General features: G+C 41.2%; 23 protein-coding genes. 18 read left to right on the plus strand and 5 right to left on the minus strand.

From position 1 onward, the window contains the following. Positions 1-399: a (deoxy)nucleoside triphosphate pyrophosphohydrolase gene (locus MKY19_RS03460; protein ID WP_042184825.1), complete on the minus strand. Its 399-nt coding sequence runs from the start codon at positions 397-399 to the stop codon at positions 1-3. A gap of 188 nt (positions 400-587) precedes the next feature. Between MKY19_RS03460 and MKY19_RS03465 the strand changes: the two genes are divergently transcribed. Continuing rightward, positions 588-1658 (plus strand): hypothetical protein, encoded by a 1071-nt coding sequence (locus MKY19_RS03465; protein ID WP_339800321.1) that lies wholly within the window; start codon positions 588-590, stop codon positions 1656-1658. A 355-nt stretch (positions 1659-2013) separates the two neighbouring features. Here the strand turns inward: MKY19_RS03465 and MKY19_RS03470 are convergent, their stop codons facing one another. Continuing rightward, on the minus strand, positions 2014-2241 hold the full coding sequence (locus MKY19_RS03470; RefSeq protein ID WP_076120142.1) for a helix-turn-helix transcriptional regulator: 228 nt from the start codon (positions 2239-2241) through the stop codon (positions 2014-2016). Between the two features lie 262 nt (positions 2242-2503). Here MKY19_RS03470 and MKY19_RS03475 point away from each other — a divergent pair, with 262 nt between their 5' ends. Next, complete coding sequence (locus MKY19_RS03475; RefSeq protein ID WP_339800325.1) at positions 2504-3001, plus strand: hypothetical protein; 498 nt, start codon at positions 2504-2506, stop codon at positions 2999-3001. Positions 3002-3525: 524 nt separating this feature from the next. Then, complete coding sequence (locus tag MKY19_RS03480) at positions 3526-3891, plus strand: pyridoxal-phosphate dependent enzyme (RefSeq protein WP_339248412.1); 366 nt, start codon at positions 3526-3528, stop codon at positions 3889-3891. Positions 3892-3908: 17 nt separating this feature from the next. Here MKY19_RS03480 and MKY19_RS03485 read toward each other — a convergent pair whose 3' ends face one another. Then, the gene (locus MKY19_RS03485; RefSeq protein ID WP_339800328.1) at positions 3909-4733 is read right to left on the minus strand and encodes a WYL domain-containing protein; all 825 of its coding nucleotides are present in this window, start codon (positions 4731-4733) and stop codon (positions 3909-3911) included. Then, on the minus strand, positions 4720-6030 hold the full coding sequence (locus MKY19_RS03490; RefSeq protein ID WP_339800331.1) for a WYL domain-containing protein: 1311 nt from the start codon (positions 6028-6030) through the stop codon (positions 4720-4722). The genes MKY19_RS03485 and MKY19_RS03490 overlap by 14 nt, the downstream gene beginning before the upstream one ends. 62 nt (positions 6031-6092) lie before the next feature. On the opposite strand from MKY19_RS03490, the gene MKY19_RS03495 reads away from it, so the two are divergent. The 15 genes from MKY19_RS03495 to MKY19_RS03565 all read left to right on the plus strand — a co-directional run bounded on the left by MKY19_RS03495 (position 6093) and on the right by MKY19_RS03565 (position 20687). Beyond that, positions 6093-6242: a hypothetical protein gene (locus tag MKY19_RS03495; RefSeq protein ID WP_339800334.1), complete on the plus strand. Its 150-nt coding sequence runs from the start codon at positions 6093-6095 to the stop codon at positions 6240-6242. A 386-nt stretch (positions 6243-6628) separates the two neighbouring features. Further along, positions 6629-7744, plus strand: a complete 1116-nt coding sequence (locus tag MKY19_RS03500) for a slipin family protein (protein ID WP_339800340.1) — start codon at positions 6629-6631, stop codon at positions 7742-7744. A 167-nt stretch (positions 7745-7911) separates the two neighbouring features. Then, positions 7912-8682: a type II CAAX endopeptidase family protein gene (locus tag MKY19_RS03505; protein WP_339800343.1), complete on the plus strand. Its 771-nt coding sequence runs from the start codon at positions 7912-7914 to the stop codon at positions 8680-8682. 245 nt (positions 8683-8927) lie between these two features. Next, on the plus strand, positions 8928-9737 hold the full coding sequence (locus MKY19_RS03510) for an ABC transporter ATP-binding protein (RefSeq protein WP_339800346.1): 810 nt from the start codon (positions 8928-8930) through the stop codon (positions 9735-9737). 57 nt (positions 9738-9794) lie between these two features. Next, entirely contained in the window at positions 9795-10583 is a 789-nt protein-coding gene (locus tag MKY19_RS03515) for an ABC transporter permease (RefSeq protein ID WP_339804138.1), read from the plus strand. A gap of 105 nt (positions 10584-10688) precedes the next feature. Further along, positions 10689-11696, plus strand: a complete 1008-nt coding sequence (locus tag MKY19_RS03520) for an ABC transporter substrate-binding protein (RefSeq protein ID WP_339800349.1) — start codon at positions 10689-10691, stop codon at positions 11694-11696. 42 nt (positions 11697-11738) lie between these two features. Next, entirely contained in the window at positions 11739-13097 is a 1359-nt protein-coding gene (locus tag MKY19_RS03525; protein ID WP_339800352.1) for an LLM class flavin-dependent oxidoreductase, read from the plus strand. Next, complete coding sequence (gene ssuE, locus MKY19_RS03530; protein ID WP_339800355.1) at positions 13097-13630, plus strand: NADPH-dependent FMN reductase; 534 nt, start codon at positions 13097-13099, stop codon at positions 13628-13630. Before MKY19_RS03525 ends, ssuE begins: the two co-directional genes overlap by 1 nt. 279 nt (positions 13631-13909) lie before the next feature. Beyond that, positions 13910-14488 carry a sigma-70 family RNA polymerase sigma factor gene (locus tag MKY19_RS03535; protein WP_052404147.1) on the plus strand — a complete coding sequence of 193 codons (579 nt, stop codon included), beginning with the start codon at positions 13910-13912 and terminating at the stop codon, positions 14486-14488. Further along, positions 14481-15341, plus strand: coding sequence for a hypothetical protein (locus MKY19_RS03540; protein WP_339800358.1), 861 nt, complete (start codon positions 14481-14483; stop codon positions 15339-15341). The genes MKY19_RS03535 and MKY19_RS03540 overlap by 8 nt, the downstream gene beginning before the upstream one ends. Before the next feature lie 199 nt (positions 15342-15540). Further along, positions 15541-16653 (plus strand): helix-turn-helix domain-containing protein, encoded by a 1113-nt coding sequence (locus MKY19_RS03545; protein ID WP_339800361.1) that lies wholly within the window; start codon positions 15541-15543, stop codon positions 16651-16653. Positions 16654-16765: 112 nt separating this feature from the next. After that, positions 16766-17776: an ABC transporter substrate-binding protein gene (locus MKY19_RS03550; RefSeq protein ID WP_339800363.1), complete on the plus strand. Its 1011-nt coding sequence runs from the start codon at positions 16766-16768 to the stop codon at positions 17774-17776. Next, positions 17773-18594, plus strand: a complete 822-nt coding sequence (locus tag MKY19_RS03555) for an alpha/beta hydrolase-fold protein (protein WP_339800366.1) — start codon at positions 17773-17775, stop codon at positions 18592-18594. The genes MKY19_RS03550 and MKY19_RS03555 overlap by 4 nt, the downstream gene beginning before the upstream one ends. Before the next feature lie 66 nt (positions 18595-18660). After that, positions 18661-19701, plus strand: a complete 1041-nt coding sequence (locus MKY19_RS03560) for an iron ABC transporter permease (protein ID WP_339800369.1) — start codon at positions 18661-18663, stop codon at positions 19699-19701. Beyond that, positions 19701-20687 carry an iron ABC transporter permease gene (locus tag MKY19_RS03565; protein WP_339800372.1) on the plus strand — a complete coding sequence of 329 codons (987 nt, stop codon included), beginning with the start codon at positions 19701-19703 and terminating at the stop codon, positions 20685-20687. Before MKY19_RS03560 ends, MKY19_RS03565 begins: the two co-directional genes overlap by 1 nt. Before the next feature lie 77 nt (positions 20688-20764). Here MKY19_RS03565 and MKY19_RS03570 read toward each other — a convergent pair whose 3' ends face one another. Next, positions 20765-21304: a helix-turn-helix transcriptional regulator gene (locus MKY19_RS03570; RefSeq protein ID WP_339800375.1), complete on the minus strand. Its 540-nt coding sequence runs from the start codon at positions 21302-21304 to the stop codon at positions 20765-20767. Positions 21305-21345 lie beyond the last annotated feature (41 nt).

Consider the following 21345-nt stretch of genomic DNA (forward strand, 5'->3'; position numbering starts at 1 on the left):
TTATATTGTCAGCTTCTTCTGAATATTGTGTACAGCAGGAATATCAGCAGGCGCCCAATCTAGTGACATCAGTTCATGCGCAGATAGCCACTGGATTGCAACATGTTCAGTTAAGGTAGGCGTCCCGCTTAGTAGGTGGCAATAGAAAGTAGTCAGATGCACAAAGCCAAAATCATACTCATGCACGGTAGTCTCAATCTCTTCACCAATTTCAATCACGCAGTTCATTTCTTCATTAATTTCGCGTTTAAGCGCAGCCTGTGGCGTTTCGCCTTCTTCGATTTTGCCACCAGGGAATTCCCACTTGTAAGCTAGTGCTTTAGTAGCCCCGCGCTGTGCACAGAGGATCTTATTATTTTCGATGATGACAGCTCCAACTACGTAGATATGTTTTTTCATAAGTCCCTCCGGTTATGCAGTTTAGTATTTATGCAATCAATTCTGCATTTATAATTCTATTCTATTATAGTTTTGGGGATTTGGGCTACTGAGGGATACTATGAAAGATTTCTGACAGACTATTCGTCGGATGAATGATAGCATCTAGTGAATACGAAACCTATTTATCAAGTATGGGAGAATCGATAATGAAAACTATGCTACGTCTTTATCATGAAGGAAATACGGATTACCATTCAACCTTTTTTGATTTGTTACATGGGGATACAGAGACGAAGCAGACTAAAGGACTATCGTACCTATTTTCAAGATATCCTAACTTGATACAGTTATTTTTAAAAGAAGTTACTCGTTTGACTTCAAATAAGTACACGGAATTTAAGCAGGGATTCGATTTCGTTCAAGTAGACGCAGAAATGTTATCAGCTGGAGTGAAGAAAATAAGATGCGATATTACCTTGTCTTTGTTTCAAGGAAACACAAAAAAACTAGTTATAATAATTGAAGCCAAGAGCGTAAGTGCTTCTGTACTGCAAAAGGATATCACAAGGCAGCTGGAGTCGTATCTTGATCCAACAAATTTTCCGCTCGATGCTGATGTGCCTAAGGTAGGTGTAACTTTAACAAAGTATAGAGTGCTTCATCCACCTGAAACTGGATTTGTCAGTCTTACTTGGACAGACATTTTAGAATTAATAAATGATGTAATTAGTCAAGAGAAAAGAAGAGGTGAGGATGTAACAGTTGCAACAGAATTTATAGATTTTATTAAAGGGGTGAGAAAAGGAATGAAGTACTACGAGGTTGAAGTTCTATCGGTTGCTGCGGGTAAGACGTATGAGTTAACGAAAAATTACTTTATTCATGCGTGCCCACATACTGCGAAGGGTTTTTCATATAAAACTCCAATATATATAACTTTCAGATCTAGTGGTGGTGGAGAAATGGAGTTTCTATATAAAATTGATGAGATTGTTGTTCTCGATCCTTTGTCTCCTTCTCTCAACGCTTTATTAGAAGGTGTACAGATAGATTTTGCTACTAGAATTAAAGAATACATATCAAATCGTATAAATGGTGGATATGGATTTAATCATCCGGGAGAAGAGTATCGTTTTTATAATCTTTGTAGTAAAGGCGTAATTCATTTGAAGCATCTACCCAAGCCGCAGATTAATAACTCTGGTGCACGATACTATTCTATCGCTGAACTCATAAAGGGTGAGAAAGTAGTGTTTGTGGAGAGCCAAGATCGGTAATTGTATCAGGTAAATCAGCTTCAAAAGAGTCTCTATCTCGTAAGCGGACATATATCAAATTTTGTTGGAGATTCATCGTATAAAGTTGTTCACACCGGACATTCATCCCATGTGGAGAGTGGCTGTGTTGGTGAGCGATGCTGTGAAAAATGTAGTAGTAGATCGGGTTGAATCATAATACTGATGGAGCGGAAGAATGAAATACAGATAAAAAGGATTGAAGTAAATAATTGAAGACGAAAAAGCGAGAATATCATCTGACGTATTAGAATCAGGTATCCTCGTTTTTTTATTGATTTTTAACTTGATATTTAATTCTAGAAAGTTGACCATGAGATTATTTGCAGTATTACTGTCAATTTGTATCTCCAGTGTCAACTAAATCAATAATCTCTCGAATATCGGTAATCTCTAATGACTCTGCTATTCTAATAATATGATTAAAGTTAATACCTTCTCTTTTATTGTTGGCTAATTCGCTCAATGCAGCATGTCTAACATCGGATATTCTTGACAACTCTCGTAGAGAGATACCATGCTTTTTCGTCAACTGAGATATTTTCACGATAACTCTCTTTCCCACTAGAATCTCCTCGCTTGTTCTGAGTTTAAATCTTGACTATACGTATAAGCGTACCGTATAATATTCCCAAGTATGGTACTCATATGCGTAACACTCGGAAACTTATTGTTCTTGCTAACGTATATTTTTATCCCATTCTTGAGTGGCACTAATAGATTTACTTTAAAAAAGTTATACGTACAGAAAGGAAATTAAAACTATTCATAATCAGTGTAAATGAAAATGTCTACAGACATAGCTTTACCAAGAAGGTGCGGGTGCAATGCAACATTTGAAGTACAAATATGAGGAGGAAAAGCGCAAGCTGAATGAACTCGGACAGAAATCACTGGAGCAGGGAATTCCGTTAAGCAGTAATGAAGCGGTTCAGGCCCAGAGCCGTAAGATGGACGAACTCATTAATCGGATGTATCAAGAAAAAGTTGGACATACAGCGTCTTTTCGTTTGAACTTTTGTCTTGGAGGAGATGTGGTGGGCTTTCCGGTATGGTTTCTACAGACAATTCAAGGTCGATTGGATGAGGTGACCGCACAGATTGAACATCAATCCGAGCCTAGGCATGTTTTTGAAGAAGAGCTCAAAGCTTTTCAAGCGTTGTTTGACTCCACGGACATTGCACGTATGCCAGAGTTTGAGTACTGGGAGGATAAGCTTCAATTGAAGCAAGCCGTTCTTTATGAACGTCTATATCTTCAAGGACTAAAGGATGGCATGCAGCTTGCAAATGCCCTTACTGCCCCTTCGGTTCTTTCGGACTAAGACATGCCCTGTGGCTGCCGGAGAAGCATATAGGGATCGGAACCGAAGGGGATAAACGCATACTTTATTTTCGGACTGTACATGCGACAGTCTTTTTTCTTGTATATGTTTGGAATTTTTGCTTTTTTCGATGCTGTTCATCCAAAAAAGAGAGCAGGCCTCCACTCATAATCAGAATAAAGGGATATGTTCCCAAATTGTCGAATAATCATACATATTGTAAAATCTAGATCATATGAGGTTCTCTTATGCTGAAAACTCTATTTTCTCTCTTTATAAGATCCGAATCCAAACCGCCACAAGCTGCGCGTTGGAAGCTCCGTAAGCTATGCAGCATCAATCCTAGGAATAAAAAATGTAATTGTGCCACTGGGTACTCTCATAAGTAAGATAGATAAAATCAAGTATTTCGGAGCCGATGTAATGCAATTAGGTAAAAATTATGATGAGGCTCATTCATTAGGTATGAAGTATATTGTGAACGCGGCTTAACCTATATTGACGCATACTATAGTGATCCAGAAATCTATGGAGGGCAAGGGACCGTTGCAATTGAAATTGTGGAACAGAATAAAGATATTGATACCATAGTAGTTCCGATAGGTGGTGGAGGTCTTATTACAGGGATCGCGGTTGCGGCTAAAGCGATTAACCCAGCTATCCGTATTATTGGAGTACAAACAGAGGCTTGTCCTGCAATGTTGAAATCTTACGAAGATAACATCTTCTATGAAGAATATCCTTACGAGGAGTCATTGTGTGATGCTCTTCTTGGTGGAGTCGGGAAACTGAGTTATGAGATGGCAAAAGATTATGTTGATGATTTCATAGCAGCAATATTAATAGGTAATTCAAAAGAGTCATGTAGGCATAGATTGCTAACTACATGACTCTTATTTATCTCAGATTACGAAGATAGTTCTTCATCGGTTGGTATGATTCCATAACGCTCTAAAGCTTTTGACGATGATTCGAGCATCCGCTTTTTCAAATAATCGCCTTCGACCACCCAAACCCGTTTTCCCAGAAAACGTATCTTGGAAAGTAAATACTCGAGCTCATCCCCAAGCAGAGAAACTCTGACTCGATAGGTATCCTTCTCCGTATCATACTCAACATTTTTTTCAAAGCTGGAGAAGGCGTATAGAATACGGGATAGCTCTGCGTTATAAACGCGGACAATTTCAATGATGACTTCGGTTTTACGCGATTCAAGAGTTTCTCCGATCTTCCTTAGAATGTTCTCTGCTGCTGAGGGCTCGATTGGTTCTGATGTGATGGAATGGATCTTCTTTAGTCGGGTACTCATGTAGGAGTGATGCCGAGTGTGATACCAGAGCAAATACCATTCTCTTTTGACCATGGAGTATTCCAGCTTATACGGAAACCCCAAATGATCCTTATTAATACGGTCGCCCTTAATCGCGTAGGTGATAAGAATGCCCGTTTTATTCATGATATGCCGGCGCAAAGATCGCAGAAGAGGGTGGTAGACCTGCTTTTCTAGCGTACGGGCTTTTTCAATCAAATGATTGGAAATATCCATCCCCTGTTCCGACTCAAGGGCAGTACGTAGCTTGTCCATAGTATCCGTAGTGAAAGCATCAGCTGCCGAGGGATGCTCAAGCATGGTCTTAAGCCAGGCCCGTTCGTGCGTAGTGATCATGAAAGTACCGGAATCCTCCAATCGGGAAATGATCTGGTGATTGAATATTTTCTCAAACAGATTCATAGTAAGCTTGGATCTCCTTCCATTCAGCAATTATTTCCTGGCGAAACGAAGCGGGCTCCAGAACCTCGCAGCTAGAACCGAAGCTACGTAGCCATGGCTTAATTTCAGTAACCCCGTTTACGATGATTTCATAAATAAACGAATGTTCATCCTCAAACACAATTTCCCCCCATTGTCCCTGCAAGAGTACCCGTTCCTTGATGAAGTTCGGTTCTGAACCTCCCGGATTAAAAAACCGGACACGTACGGTCACCGGCCGGCCAGTATCTATCAACCAGCTGTACCTAATCTTCTCGACAAGCTCTTTATTCTTTTCGTCGTACCAGATCTCATCCACAGGTTCAGCTTCTTCGATTTGCGTAATTCCTTCCATCCGGTATTTCCGAATACCCTGTCTATCATATGAGAGCAAATACCATCTTCCATATTGATGATCGTACACAATTTTAAGTGGAACCATATTTTCAGCTTTGCCCTCTGCTTCACGTTCAAACAGGGGATTGGTGTTTTTGGATGCGTAGCTTTTCTCAGACTTCGGTGAGAAATACAGAAACCTGACTTTGCGGCGATGGCGCATTGCATGAAGAAGTGTAAACAGATGCGCCTCATCTAAAATCCTCGAGTAATAGTGATATTTATATAAAAATGCTTCAACGGCATGCCGCTCAACTTGATTGCGGAGAAGATGTTTTTTTAATCCATCACGCAGTAAATATCCTTGAACGGAAGGGACTTGAGTGTTCGCCATCACATCTACAAAATCATATAAATCGATAAGCTCTTCATCCAATAAGCTTCGAATCAAGTCGTCTTGGATTCGGTACCGGTACGGGCGAGATCCCGGCTCTCTTGTAATGACTCCGACCTCCTCCAAGTATTTGAGATCCGAGCGAATGGTCTTTTCGTCAGGTAAAGGTAGATCAGAAGGCAGACTGCTGCAGCACATCTCCAATAAATCCTTCGCAGTCAAGGCTTGTCCATTCATTGCACCTAGAAGCAGCGAGACTCGCTGGCTTTCAGATTCCTTTACGGATTTGGCGCGGAATAGAAATAAGAGTAATGGATCGGTGGAGTCATAATATCTTAGGCGAAAGGTCTCGGAAAATTCCCTGCTCTGTTCATCCGCCAAGTGCTGGTGCGTGGAGCTAGCTACTTGTTTGAGTCGTCGGATCGTTTTATCAAAGGTGTGAACGGAAATCCCCAATCTGTCTGCGAACTGTTGTCTGCTGAATGCCCCGCTCGTAAGCACCAGCATTCGCAGAAACTGTATTTCTTTATCAAAGCTTTCCTTAGCCAAAGGTATCCTCCGTTCATATGAAGCATCTTCTTCCATTGTAACAGGGGAGGGATTTGGGTGTAATGGAAAAGTTTATCTGCAGTCGTAATACTTTCACCATGTTCGTTAAGGCTGAAATGAGCGATTATAGAACCTGTAAGGCAGCATTTAGCAAGATGGTAAACGCCAAATGGCGTTTCATCATACACTGGTTCTTATTTGGACGGTCGTAACGAGGCGCGGATATCGATGTATCCCGCAGTGCCGTGCATGCTATGTTACGGTATCCTGTACGATCGGATCGGTAAGAATCCCTTATTAGGGGTTCGATTCCCCAATCGCCTTGGACGCGATTCTGGTAGAGCACTCGACTTTAAATCGAGCGAAAAATTGAAGAAAAGACCAAAGGCTAGAATCCCTTGCAGCTAGCTTTAGTGCACTGAAGTAAGGCTTTGCAATCCGTGGATACCGCTTGTGCGAAATTTCAGGAAGTTCTCTTAGATTAAAGTGTGAGAATATCCATGAGAACAATAGATAAATCGCTTAGCTAAAACGAGATTCCGCCAGAACTTCAGTGGGATTCTAAGACCAATGGTCGAACTAATTAGGGGGAAACATTATGTTGAACAAAGTAACGATTCAAGCTGACGAACGTGGTTTGCTATTTCATAAAGGAAGTTATGTGAAAAAGCTGATGCCGGGGAGCTATCACTTTTCAATGTGGTCAAAATCCACCGTTGTGGTGTTGAATATCGCTAAACCGTTTAATGTGGAAGGAAAAGATATGAAGTTATTCCTTCATGATGAAGATCTCGTGCGTGAGCTCGATATCGTACGTGTACAAGATCACGAGTATATTCTGTACTATGAGGACGGGCAATTTGTTCAATTACTTAAGCCTGGTGTCTACGCATTCTGGAATATACTTAAAGAACACACCTTTTTCCATGCAGATATCAGACAACCTGAATTGCCTGTCGAGGTAAACCGCGCAATTATAGCGAAGCTAACAGCAAATGTGCAGTCCTACGAAATTGCGAGCTACGAATCTGGATTTCTGTTTTATGATCATGTATTACAACGAGAACTTCCTCCTGGCAAGTACCACTTCTGGAGAGGTCCAGTTTCGACTGTGGTAAAGACGATTGATTTAAGACAACAACAAATGGATCTCATCGGCCAAGAGATCATGACTGAAGACAAAGTTTCGCTGCGGCTTAACTTCGTTTGTCAGTACAAGATCGTAACGCCATTACGTGCTCTGGAAATGAAGTCATTTGACGAGCAAATCCATATCCAGCTTCAGCTTATGCTGCGGGAATATGTCGGAACGCTCAAATTGGATGATCTTCTGAAACGAAAAGAGGACGTTGCGTCGTTCGTCCTATCCCGTTTACGTGAGAAGGGTGAAGAGTTCGGAGTAGATTTCCTGAGTGCTGGGGTTAAGGATGTCATTTTGCCAGGGGAAATGAGAGATATAATTAACACCGTTCTGCTTGCGGAGAAAAGAGCACAGGCAAATCTAATTACTCGTCGTGAAGAAACGGCCTCAACCCGAAGCTTGCTTAACACCGCAAAGCTAATGGATGAGAATCAGACGCTGTTCCGACTGAAAGAGCTGGAATTCCTCGAGAGAATATGCGAGAAAATCGGATCCATATCTTTTACGGGTGGCGGGGATTTGTTGGAGCAATTAAACTCTTTGCTTGGCGAACGAAAAGCGACAGGCAAATAAGGAATATCAAATGAATAGATAAGTGCCACTCCTAATGGAGATTGGCATTTTTTTTTGGTTTTTTTCTGAAAATTTTCTGTATATTCATCCAGTTCACATTAGGTTCATATAAGTGGTTTAACTTATGGGTATCAAGAGTTTAGTACGATATTTGGAGGAAGAAACCCATGAAAAAAGCAAAAGAAAATTTAGATTACCCGTTTTACAATGAATTACCTGTACAAATTCCTGTTATGAAATGGCTCGTTGTAATGGTAGCGATTGTATTGGGATTTATCGCGTTGACCACTCGAATACCGTTTATACCATTGAAAGTTAACGAATATTTAGCACCTATATTGTTCACGGGAATTCCGCTTGTTGCATTCATTTGGGCATCTAAGGGTCATGCGAATCACCTGTTTCGTAAAATTACAAAGAATGATGTTAAGTGGGGTGTGCTGTTCTTTATCTTTAATATAATTGCTACTCCGATTGTCGGTCTCATTCTAGTCTATGTAGTAAAAGTTAATACTGTAGCTGATGCAGTAGTTAATGTCTTTGCAGAACTTGATTCTCTTGGTAAAGTATTGATGTTTGTCAAAATGGGGATTCAACTTGTTGGTGAAGAATTGTTAACCATTTTACCATTCCTGTTTATATTGCAATTGTGTGTGGTGAATTTCAAGCTTTCTCGCAGAGCGGGAATCTGGATTGCATTTCTTGTTACAGCAGTAATCTTCGGAGCCATTCACCTACCAACCTATCATTGGAATCTCGTACAAGCACTTGTAGGTATTGGCCTTGTACGTCTTGTTCTTACAGGGGCTTATATGAAGACTAAGAATATTTGGGCATCTAGTATCGCGCATATTTTGAACGACTATGCAATTACATTGTTCAGCTTGCTTACAGCTTCGTCCGTAGCACCATTCATCATGCAGCATTTCATTCGTTGAATAAATATGCCAATATTGGGTTTAATTAAGTATAGTTGAATTTATTGTTGACAATCCCACCGGATTAAAATATAGTAATCCCATCAGATTAATACAAATTACAAATACTTAAATTTAAGTATTCAAATGTTTAAAACGGAATATGCTGACTGGTTCAACCAGAGGCTCAGGGGACAAACGCTAGTCGTTGTCACCTGAGCCTTTTTGTTTACTTATCCGAATAATAACTAAAAGAGGTGAAGTCCATGGCTGCTTCTGAAAAAATCAGGTTTGAGAGTGTCACCAAAACCTTCAGTGTCCGAGATTCCAAGCAAAAGGAGGCAACAGGGCAATTTACAGCGGTAAAAGAGTTGGATTTTTCCGTAAAAAAAGGTGAGTTTATAACGATAGTAGGTCCAAGCGGGTGTGGTAAATCAACTTTGCTTGATTTGATCAGCGGTTTATCATCACCAACACAAGGTCGCATTTTAATAGATGGTCACCCCATAACAGGTCCAGGGCTTGATCGGGGTATTGTGTTTCAGCAGTATGCTTTATTTCCATGGAAGACCGCGCGTGGCAATATTGAATTTGGCTTAGAAGCAAAGGGAATCCCAAAGCACGAACGTAGAGAGCAGGTTAGGCATTTTCTTTCATTAGTTGGGCTTAGTGATTTCGGAGATCGTTATCCTCATGAGCTTTCCGGGGGGATGAAGCAGCGTGTAGCCATTGCCAGAAGTCTTGCCTTTAACCCAGACGTCTTGTTAATGGATGAGCCTTTTGCCGCACTGGATGCCCAAACAAGAGAATCACTGCAAAGTGAGCTTTTACGAATTTGGCAGAAGACCCAAAAAACCATAATTTTTATTACGCATGGTATTGATGAGGCCGTTTATCTTGGGGAGCGAGTAGTCGTCTTGACACCAGGGCCGGGTACGGTGAGGAAGATTGTAGATATTCCGCTTCAATCACGATTGGAAGATGCGGATATTCGCTCACATCCTGATTTTGTGAAGGCACGTCATGAAGTGTGGGGTTATTTGCATGAACCTGAATACAGAGGTGCGTATATTTAGTTGATAAAGGAGGGTATTCCCATCGAATCCGTAAAGACTGCTCATTCAACGTTACAGCTGAAGAAACGAAATCCTGTTTCTTTTTCCGGCGTGCTTAAGGTGTTTAAACAGTCTATTGTTTTAGTCTTATTGTTCTTACTATGGGAAATCGCACCACGGGCGGGCTTAGTTGACGCAGCATTTTTCCCACCTATTTCTGAGGTAATCACCGCCTTATGGAATTTGATAGCTTCAGGTGAGCTATTCACTCATTTCTTAGCGAGTATCATTCGCTCGTTCAGTGGATTTGCGTTAGCGGTAATAATTGCGATCCCGTTAGGATTACTGATTGGCTGGTATCCATTAGCTAGGGAGTTGTTAAATCCAGTGTTGGAGTTGTTCCGAAATACGGCTGCGCTCGCTTTACTTCCGGTATTTATGCTGCTGCTAGGGATTGGTGAAACCTCCAAGATTACGATCGTCCTATTTGCTTGCACATGGCCTATTCTTCTAAATACGATTGCTGCTGTAGGGAACGTTGATCCCTTGCTTATAAAAGCGGCCAAATCCATGAATATTAAGTCGTTTAAGTTATTTCTAAAGGTGATTTTGCCGGCATCCGTGCCAACTATTTTTACAGGTATTCGGATGGCAGGAACAGGGGCGATATTAGTATTGATTGCTGCAGAAATGGTAGGGGCAAAAGAAGGCTTAGGCTATTTAATCACTTATTCTCAATATAACTTCCAAATCCCTCAAATGTACGCCGGTATATTAACCATTGCCTTATTGGGCTTGCTAATCAACCAAGGCTTGACCTTAGTCGAGCGTAAATTTTCTAAATGGAAGCAACCGGTGAATGAATAGAAGGATGATTTTGAATGATATTTTTTTATTATTAATCCCAATTAAACCGCTTGAATTAATTTGTCATATAGAAATATAGAATTCATTTGGAAAAGGAGAAGCGAGATGAACAAAACAGTAGCACTGCTTATATTTGTAGGCTTGGTTAGTGGTATTTTATCTGGCTGCTCAGAAGGTAAGTCCTCCGCGAAAAGTGGAGAAGATCAGATTCTGCAATATCAGTCTGCCCCTGGAAGTGTCTCTTTCCCAGAGCTAGCTGCCGATTTAGGCTACTTAGGAGATCTGAAGTTAGAGTCTATTGGTGACAGCGTGGGTGGTCCAGAAAGTATTCAATTAACCGCGACGAAACAAATTGACTTTGGTGCAGCATTCAATGGAGCCATTATTAAATCTTACGCCAAGAACGTAAAAATAAAGTCGGTCATTGGCTCCTATGGCAGTGATAAAAATACGTATGTAGGTGCATATGCCCTCGAGGGGGGAGCTATAAAGTCGGCTAAAGATTTTATTGGTAAAAAGGTAGGGGTGAATATTCTCGGTGCTCATTCGGAATTCGTCATTAAAGATTATTTACGCCAAGGCAACTTGACCGAAAAAGAAATTGAACAAGTAACCTTGGTTACAGTCCCAAGTTCTAGTGCAGAACAGATTCTGCGAAATCATCAGATCGATGTGGTTATGTTAAGCGGGATTGCCCGAGATCGGGCTTTAACAACAGGAGGGGTCGCAGAAATTTTCAAGGATATTGATGTGTTTGGGACAGAGTTTACTGCGGGTGATTACTTTTTCACAGATCAGTATATCAAGGATAATCCTAATACCGTCAGGCAATTTGTAGATGGAGTGGCTAAGGCGATTGAATGGGCCCGAACGACACCTAGGGAGGAAGTAATTAAACGATTCGAGGAAATTATTAATAAGCGTGAACGCAAGGAAACCACAGATAATCTTAAGTTTTGGAAGAGTACGGGCATCTCTGAAAAAGGCGGTGTGATCACACCATCGGAATACGATGTTTGGATTGATTGGCTTGTGGCAAATGGGGAGCTTAAAGAAGGCCAAGTGAAACCGGAAGAGTTATATACGAACGAATTTAATCCTTTTGCTAAATAATTTTCTATATAAGTTGAAAAATAAACAATAGGAGTGATTAGCATGACAAAAAAACAAATGAAACTCGGGGCATTCATTAATCTACCTGGTCATCATGTAGCAAGCTGGCGTCATCCTTCTTCAGGGGCAAGTCGGGCATTTGATTTGGAGTATTTAACGGAGATTGCACAAACGGCTGAGAGTGGTAAGTTCGACATGGTGTTTTTTGCAGATGTATTGGGTCAAAAGCTTTCGGGAAATGCACAATCATCATTGAAGCTAGACCCCGTTATTATTATTTCGGCACTCGCAGCGGTAACTAAGAATATTGGGTTAACGGCCACTTTGACGACTACCTATAACGATCCATACCATGTAGCGCGTAAATTTGCAGCTATTGATCATTTATCCAAGGGGCGTGCCGCCTGGAATGTAGTAACATCAGCTAATGAGGGGGAAGCTCTCCTGTTTGGTAAGGATAAACATTTGCAGCATGCATCCCGCTATGAACGTGCAGAGGAATTTGTGGAGGTTGTCAAACAGCTCTGGTTATCCATTGAGTCTGAGGCGCTAGTCATCGATAAGGAACAAGGCCGGTATTTAAATGTAGACAAGGTACATCCCGTTGACCATGAAGGAGCCTGGTTTAAAGTGCAAGGTTCACTTGACTCATCCACAACACCACAAGGACATCCAGTGATAGTTCAAGCCGGGTCGTCTGAATCTGGAAAAGAACTGGCGGCGAAGACCGCGGAAGTTATTTTTACAGCATGGCAAACCCTTGAAGAAGCGCAAACCTTTTATCGGGATGTAAAGGGTCGGTTGGATAAATATGGACGTAAGCCGGAGGACTTGAAGATCATGCCGGGTGTGTTTATTACTGTAGCGAAAACTGAGGAAGAAGCTTTGTTGAAACAGCAGCAATTAAACAGCTACATTTTGCCTGAGGTAGGATTATCGTATTTGTCAGCTTTCACTAACATTGATCTGTCAGGGTATGATGTCGAAGAACCACTTCCGGAATTCAGTTCCATTGAAGATGAGACCAATCCGCGTATCCGCTACAACATTATTCGTGATATTGCCAAACGTGAAAATCTGCAATCCATACGTGCAATTTATGAACGGATCGCTGGAGCACGCGGACACCGGGAAATCGTTGGAACCCCTGAACAAATCGTAGATCAATTAGAAGAATGGTTCTTAAATGAAGGGGCAGATGGATTTAATGTGATGCCTCCCCATTTCCCAGAGGGCTTTAACGATATTGTTGAATTGGTAATTCCTGAACTACAGCGTAGGGGCTTATTCCGCACTGAATATGAGAGTAACACGCTTCGAGGAAATTTAGGACTATCTGTACCTGTTGTACCCACATTTGAAAAAACACTAACCGTTGCGAGCACAGGAGGGAATGTGTAATGAGCAAAGCAGTCATTATTAATGGAGGAAATACTAGAAAGTCCCGGTTGACTGCTATCCATCAGCAGGTTGGAAGATTTTTAGAACAAGAGGGGATTGGGCATCATTCGATCTATGTCCATGAGCTACCTGCAATTGATTTGCTTACGGCCAATTTTGCCAGCGAGGAGATTCTTGGGGCCAATGCGCTAGTGGAAGAAGCAGATATTGTTGCCATATTAACGCCTATCTATAAAGCTTCCTATACGGGGATTTTAAAAACCTATTTAGATCTCCTTCCGCAAAAAGCGCTGGTTGATAAGCGAATTGTACCTATTGCTATTGGGGGTTCGTTAGGTCATCTTCTAGCTATTGAATATGCATTGAAACCTGTATTATCCGTGCTAGGTGCTACTGAGATTTTTAATACGGTTTATTTCTTAGATCGGCAAATAGAACGGTTAGAAGCAGATGGGTATCGTATTGATGAGGAAGCAGAGCAACGCCTAAATGTAGAATTACTAAAGCTTGCACCTGCAAAAATAATTAATTAAGCTAGGGGAGCAGTAAGTAAGGGATAAACATTAACGCAGCCTTTCGGGGTGGCGTTTTTTTGTGTTGTGATTATTAACCCCATGAACGATCGCTGAAAAAGGTCCTCCGTCTCCATTTGGTGAACTATAAGTTGTATGATGGTTTCTTAATCCCACAATTATCAAAACATTTGTTAATGGTTTGGGCTTTTCTACGTATTAACTTATGTAAGTTTCTTCACAACAAATTGCGCAATTTGTTTAGCTTTTCGATGAAGGTGAGGTGGAAGGAGGGTGAAGATGGAAGTTATCCAGGGTACTGCGGACCGTTACAAGAATATCGAAAGATCACGTGGTGCCATGATGTCAAAAGAGGAATTTACCCGGATGTACGATACGTACTACAAACGTGTTTACAAATATATTAGTTATCGTATTAATAACCACCACGTGTCAGAGGACATCTGCAGTCAGGTGTTTGAGACGGTGATGTGTAAGTATTACAGCTTTTCAGAAGAAAAATCGAATTTTGAGGTTTGGCTGTTTGCCATTGTAAGGAACGCTGTGACGGATTACTTCCGAGGGCAGAAGAAAAGAAGCTACACCTCACTAGATTCTTTGCTGGAGCTCATATTTCCCAAGCCGTCTCCGGAGGAATTGGCGATTCGTGAGGATAATAATCAAGCACTGTTTAAGGCGCTCTCCAAGCTGCGTGAGAAGGAACGTAATATCATTGCAATGAAATATGGGGCTGGGCTGAAAAATTCCGAAGTCGCACAGATCATGGGCGTCAGTGAGTCCAATATTGGTGTCGTATTGCATAGAAGTCTGAAGAAACTGCATATTTCCTTAAAAGCAGGAGGATTCAACCATGAATAAGAAAAATGATGATCTCACAAAATTCAGCAAAACCATAGAACTGCTTGAGAATGTTGAACAGGATAACACTGCCGCCAAAGAAAGAATTTATAACCGTTTAGTATACAAGCTGGACCACGGAGCTCTTGAACTCAAATCAGAGAAAAAGGACGGGATAACGATGAAAAAAAGCAGCTGGAGAAATGCAATAGTGATTGGTAGTGCAGTAATTTGTCTAGGTGGAGCATTCTCTGCAACCTCCTATGCACAGGATATGTTCCAATCAATCATGGCAAAGTTTGAAGTAGGAAATCTCGAAATCACGCAATACGATAAGGAAATCCCTTCGGCTGCACAGTCAATGACTCCATCTGAAGAGGGGAAAGGCGGGGAGAATGTTGCCATTGAATTGCCGGTTGTAGCTAAGTTAACCCTGGATGAAGCACGTGCAGAGCTTGGAATGAACTTCCCGGCACCAACCTGGATGGCAGACTATGAGTTTGTGAATGTTGTTCTTCAGGGGACCAGCATGGTTGAAGTGCAGTATAACTCCGGTGATAAAGCTGTTAATTTCCTAATCTCCAAGGGCGGCGACAATGGGATCAGTACTACGGAAGAAGTGAAGACAGAAGTAATTAACGGGACTAAGGTTTATTTTGCAAATGGAATTGTGATTTGGGAAAAAGATGGCTTTACCATTGAACTTTACGCTCAAGAAGACTTTGACCAAGCCACACTTGGGAAGATCATCGATAGTTTCAGCATCGGTGCTCCTGTACAGTCCTTAGGGACTGAAGAAGTGAAAGAGAACTTGCAGAAGAATGAAGGGGGAGTTGCAGCTCCAGCTTCCGTTCCGGTTGTTGATTCAAAATAAGAAGGGCTATTTAGGGTAGAGATGCCCATAGATACACATAAAGAAGACGCGAGGGGATTTCCCTGAGCGTCTTTTTTTTACGAGGCTATACACTTCCAACCATTGCTAGCTTCCCAAAACAAAAGTATAATTGAGAATAATTATCAATCATCGAATTAATCAAGCTGTATTAATATATAAGCAGTAAAGAGGTGACAGAATGCAAAAACAATCTCAAAAGACAGATTTAAGTGAGGTTAGAAAATACATAGAAAAGAATTTCACGAAGCCCTTATCTTTGGCTCATTTAGCAGATCTTACTGGTCTTAGTTCCAGTTATTTTTCCTCAGCGTTCAAACAGGAATATATACAAAGTCCAATGGAGTTTGTTACCCAGCTGCGGATTCAAAAGGCTAAACAATTATTGCAAAAGGAAGACGTTCGCTTGAAGTTTATAGCAGAGGCTGTTGGATATAGTGATGAGTTTTATTTTAGCCGAGTGTTCAAAAAGGTCGAAGGGATCTCCCCAACGATGTATTCTAGCCAGCAAAAATCTAATATCGGTGTTGTAACTGGGAATATGATGGGGTATTTACATGCGGCAGGAATCATCCCATTTGCTGCACCCTTAAGTGCAAAATGGACACCGTACTACTATAATTTGTGGTCGCAAGAAATCGAGCATAAGGTAACTTTGACGCAAAATAAAAATTATTGCAGCCCAAATGAGCTATTGCATTTGCCAATCGATCTTCTTATTTCTCCCAAAGCATTGTCGTCAGAGCTGGTAAAACAGATAGAGGATCATTTTCCAATCTATTGGCTGGATGATAAACAAGATTGCTTAATAGCGTTAACTGAACTTGCTGCCCGATTAAATAAACAAGAAGAAGCGAAACAATGGATCACACAGTATAGGGCAAGATTGGAAGACGTTCGTTGCGAGTTAGGGTGGATCACAAATCCACCTAAAGTTCTAGTTATACGTATCTATCAGCAGCAAATTTTTGCTTATTGCAATACAGGCATCGAGCATCTTTTATTTCAGGATTTGGGAGCGGTATCTAGTTATGAGCAGCCTGGTCTGTATAATGCCGAGATTACTTTTGATGAGCTAGGTGAGTTGGAGGTAGATAAGCTGTTTACGATTATATGCCCAGATGATGAGTCACGCGCAACATGGCATCATTTGCAGAGAGACGCTGGATTCAAACAGTTAGAGGCTATTAAACAGCAACAAATCTATGTTATTCATTCTGATCCTTGGTTCGAATATTCTCCTGTGGCTTTAAAGCGGATGCTAGAAGAACTTGCAGTGATGATGATACCTTGAAAATGTACATGAGGAATCATAAGATGTTACATGGTCAATGAGCCCTATCTCTTATACACTCAATACTGAGAATGATTATTATTGAGAAAATAGGAAAGAGGGAAGGTCAATCATGAAGGGGTTTAATACAAAGATAATAAGTTATGTTGTAATGGTTGGTTTATTATCCATTCTACTAACAGCTTGCGGCAGTAATAATACAGCGAATCAGCAAGCAACAGATACTCCAGCAACAACTAGCGAAGCGAGCGCAACGGAGGAACCCGCTGTAAAAGAAGCGGAAGTAGCGGCTAGAGAGGCGTTTGTAGTAACTGACCAAGTAGGCAATACAGTAAACATTCCCGGAACTGTACAAAAGGTGTATGCGCCTGGTCTAGAGGACTACTTAGTAACGCTTGGTGTAACCCCGGTAGCGCAATGGTCCACGGGTGAAAGACCACAGCAATATCTACAGGATACGTTAAGTGGTGTAGAAGAAATCAGCTTCGCTAATGGTATTCCCTCTCCAGAATCTGTAGTGGATTTGGAGCCGGAATTAATTATATTCCCAACGGCGTTTTATGCACAAAATGGTGTCTATGAAAACTACTCGCAAATTGCTCCAACTTATGTGTTTAAGAATGCTCTGGGTAACGTAGTGGAAGCAACAGAAACGATTGCGAAATTGCTAGGATTAGAGGATAAAGCAACAGAAGCTATTGCTGCTTATAATACAAAGCTAGAAGAGACTAAAGCACAGTTAGCTAGCGTTTCTGCCGGTAAAAAAGCGATTTATATTAATGCGAATGCGCGTGCGATCTTTTTAGTGGGTAATTTCCATTACGGAGGTTATGTGCTGAGTGAGCTAGGCTTTGCTCAAAGTACTCTTGTAGAAGGTGAAATGTCTGCGGATATTTCGCTGGAAATGCTGTCTGATTTAGATGCTGATTACATCTTTATTAATGATAATGATGGTCTCGGAGATGCCTTCCTGGCAGACATTAAAGCTAGTCCTTTATGGAATGCGCTGCCTGCAGTCCAAGCAGGTAAAGTGTTCGAGGTGGATGGTGATCACTGGAGATCCAGCGGATTAATTGCTTATCAAAAGACGATGGACGATATCGTGAAGTTCCTAAAGCCATGATCATCAAACCGTATGTAAAGCCCAACTATGAAACGATGCTGATTACGAGTAAAGCTAATCATAAGGACTATGAAATCTTTATTGCCAAACCTTTAGATGAGCCCGCAAAAGATGGCTACGGCGTCATTTATGTGCTAGATGGTAATGGACTTTTTGAAACCGCTGCTGAAATCACCCGATTGCTGACACGTAAGCCCAAAGGATATCCACCCGCGATTGTTGTCGGCATCGGCTATCCTGGGGGTGAGGCATTTGATACAGTGCGTCGGACCTATGATTTAACTATGCCAGCCGAGCTTGCGAATTTACCGAAACGTCCCAACGGGGAGCCTTGGCCAGAATTTGGCGGGGCAGATGAGCTGCTTGCTTTTTTTGAAAAAGAGTTAATGCCAGCCATTGCCCAGCGGTTCGTTATAAATGAGCAGAAGCAAGCATTGTTTGGTCATTCCTTTGGCGGATTATTTGTTCTGCATGCCTTGTTTACACAACCTACCTTGTTTTCGCATTATATTGCAAGCAGTGCTTCCATCTGGTGGAATGATTACGCATTATTAAATGAGTATGAGAATTTTAAAGCTGATTTACACAGCAATACGTTAAGTCATTTACCTAAAACGCTTATGATTGCCGGTGGAGAAGAGCTGGATTATATGGTCAAGGATAGCTTGGATTTATGTAATAGCATGATGTCCTTACACATTCCAAGCTTCGAAGTAAGCTGGGCATTGCTTGCTCAAGAGGAGCATGTGAGCGTAATCTCGGGTGCGATTAGTCGGGCCGTCAAATTTATGCTTACCACATCCTCTGACTTGCGTTAGAAATCATATTCGTTTGCATCTGAGCTGGCCCTTGGCTGGCTCTTTTTGTAAAGTGAAGGGAAAGGGTTGGAAACATTGGCCGCGAATGTTCAGAAATCATCTCTAACAGGAGAAAAAAAGCTCTCCTTTTTATTATTGCTAATCTTCATGCTCCTCCTATTAATAGGAGTATTAGTACTTGCTATGGCCCTTGGCGCGAAAAAAATACCCTTTGCAGATGTATTTATGTCGATCATCGCTTTTGATGATAAGGCGTCTACTCATCAGGTAATCCAGTCGATTCGCTTACCCCGGGTACTTGCCGCTATGTCTACAGGCGCTGGATTTGCAGTAAGTGGAGCGATTATTCAAGGGATTAGTCGCAATCCTTTAGCGGATTCGGGTATTCTTGGGTTAAATGCTGGGGCCGGGGTCACGTTAGTTATTGCTATGGTTTTCCTGCCGACGCTTACATTCACAGGTACACTTTGGCTCTGTATTCTAGGTGCGGGATTGGGAGCAGGTTTAGTCTTTAGTGTTGGCTTATTAAGTAAACGAGGAATGACACCTATTCGCCTTGTACTGGCGGGTGCTGCCATATCTGCTATGCTAACTGCCCTAAGTGAAGGAATAAGTATCTTTTTTTCAGTGGCACAGCAGGTGGCTTTTTGGTATGGAGGAGGTTTAAGTGGCATTAGCATAGCCCATTTACAGCAAATGTTGCCTTGGATGCTCCTTGCGCTATTACTTGCCATCGTAATTTCAAAGTCGATTACCATATTATCTGTAGGGGATGAGACAGCGGAAGGGCTAGGCGTTAATATTAAGCTTATCAAGAACCTCGCGCTTTTATCCGCTTTTATGTTAGCTGGGATTTCATGTGCTTTAGCTGGATCTGTAAGCTTTGTTGGCTTAATTGCTCCGCACTTGGTACGTTACATAGTGGGTGTAGATTATCGTTATATTATTCCATTATCCGCAGTTCTGGGGGCAATCCTTGTTGTGCTTGCTGATTTAGTGGCACGTATCGTAAATGCTCCTTATGAAATACCTGTCGGCGCTGTAATTGCAGTTATTGGAGTTCCGTTCTTTCTGTATTTGGCACGTAAAGAAAGGCGGGAACTATAGTGAAGCTTAGATGGAAATTTATAATTATAGCTATCATTTTACTGCTAGGCTTTATATATAGTGTATCTACTGGTCAAAGCAGCTTAAGCTTACAAGAGTTATGGCAGACCCTATTAGGAAATGGAACACCGAGGCAGGAGCTTGTACTTTTTCAGTTTCGTATTCCTCGAATGATATTGGGGTTTCTAGTGGGTGGCGCGTTGGCGATAGCAGGAATGCTGCTACAAGCTATAAGCCGAAATGCTTTAGCGGACCCGGGCATACTGGGGATAAATGCTGGAGCTGGATTATCCATGATGTTATTTTTGCTGTTACAAAATAGCTCTACCGGCTTACATACTTATGTTCAGCCCTTGTACGCCCTATTGGGCGGATTTATCGTTGTGGCGCTCTTATTTTTGCTTTCCTATGATCGCAATCAAGGCATTATTCCCATTCGATTAATTTATACAGGTATTGCTGTTGCAGCTGCGATTAGCGCATTTATGATTGTGTTAACCTTCGTACTAGATCCTTCGCAATATCAGATGATCAAAGTGTGGCTGGCAGGGAACATAGGGAATAGCAATTGGAGTCACGTGTATGCTATGCTGCCTTGGTTACTTATTATTGTGCCTTTATTAATTCGGAATCATCTTATATTGGATGTGCTAAGGCTTAACGATCCTGTAGTCATTAGTTTAGGGGTATCTTTAAATAAATATCGCGTTTGGTTTTTAGTATGTAGTGTATTATTGGCGGCACCAGCGGTTGCCGTTAGTGGGAGTATTGGATTTGTAGGTTTAGTGGTTCCACATTTAGTTCGACGACTCTTTCGTGGTCATAAAATAATGATTCCCGCATGCCTATTAATAGGTGGAGGATTAGTTGTTATTGCAGATGCACTTGGTAAAATGGTAGTAGCCAATACTGAAATACCAGCAGGAGTAATCGTGGCTTTAATCGGTGCCCCATACTTTTTATATTTATTGATTAAAAGTGAATAATTGAAAAAAGCTTTGCGATTGGTGCTGGATATAAAAAAAGAATGCCTTGATTATGCTATAATCCAAGGCATTCTTTTTTATATCGTTTTCGTTTTCAGCTTTTCTAAAAGAACTTTCCACCAGTGTATAGATTGCTCAAGTTGAGAAACGTAGTAGCTTTCCATGAAATCTACGACTTCACGAGTGGAGCTAACTACATCTATTTGATGGTAAATTTGATTTAATTGATCTTTTTTTATAAGTGACTGTTCAATTTTCTTCTCGATAATCGGGATCACTTTATCAGTCTCTACAAAACGAAGATTCACAAGAGCGACAATCATATCTGAAATAGATTCTGCATCTTCTATTACCTTATAAATTTTGAGCGGGAGCTGCTTGCGCCCTTTATCGGTAATGGAAAACACCTGTTTGTCTGGGCGATGTTCTTCTTTTATAATCTCTACCTGTTCAACTAAGCCCTGTTTCGAAAGAGATTCAAAGTGATAATATAGTTTGCTTTCAGATAGATTGAGCAATTTATCAAATGGAATAGGGGTGGATAGTTCTTTTTTTAATTTATAAGGATAATTATTTTCATCCATTAACTTACTTAAGATATAAATTTGAATTGACATCACAGAACCCACTCCTAATTGTTGGCTAAACTCTATCTTAC

The organism is Paenibacillus sp. FSL R5-0744, assembly GCF_037972555.1.
In the GTDB taxonomy this organism is placed as follows: domain Bacteria; phylum Bacillota; class Bacilli; order Paenibacillales; family Paenibacillaceae; genus Paenibacillus_AQ.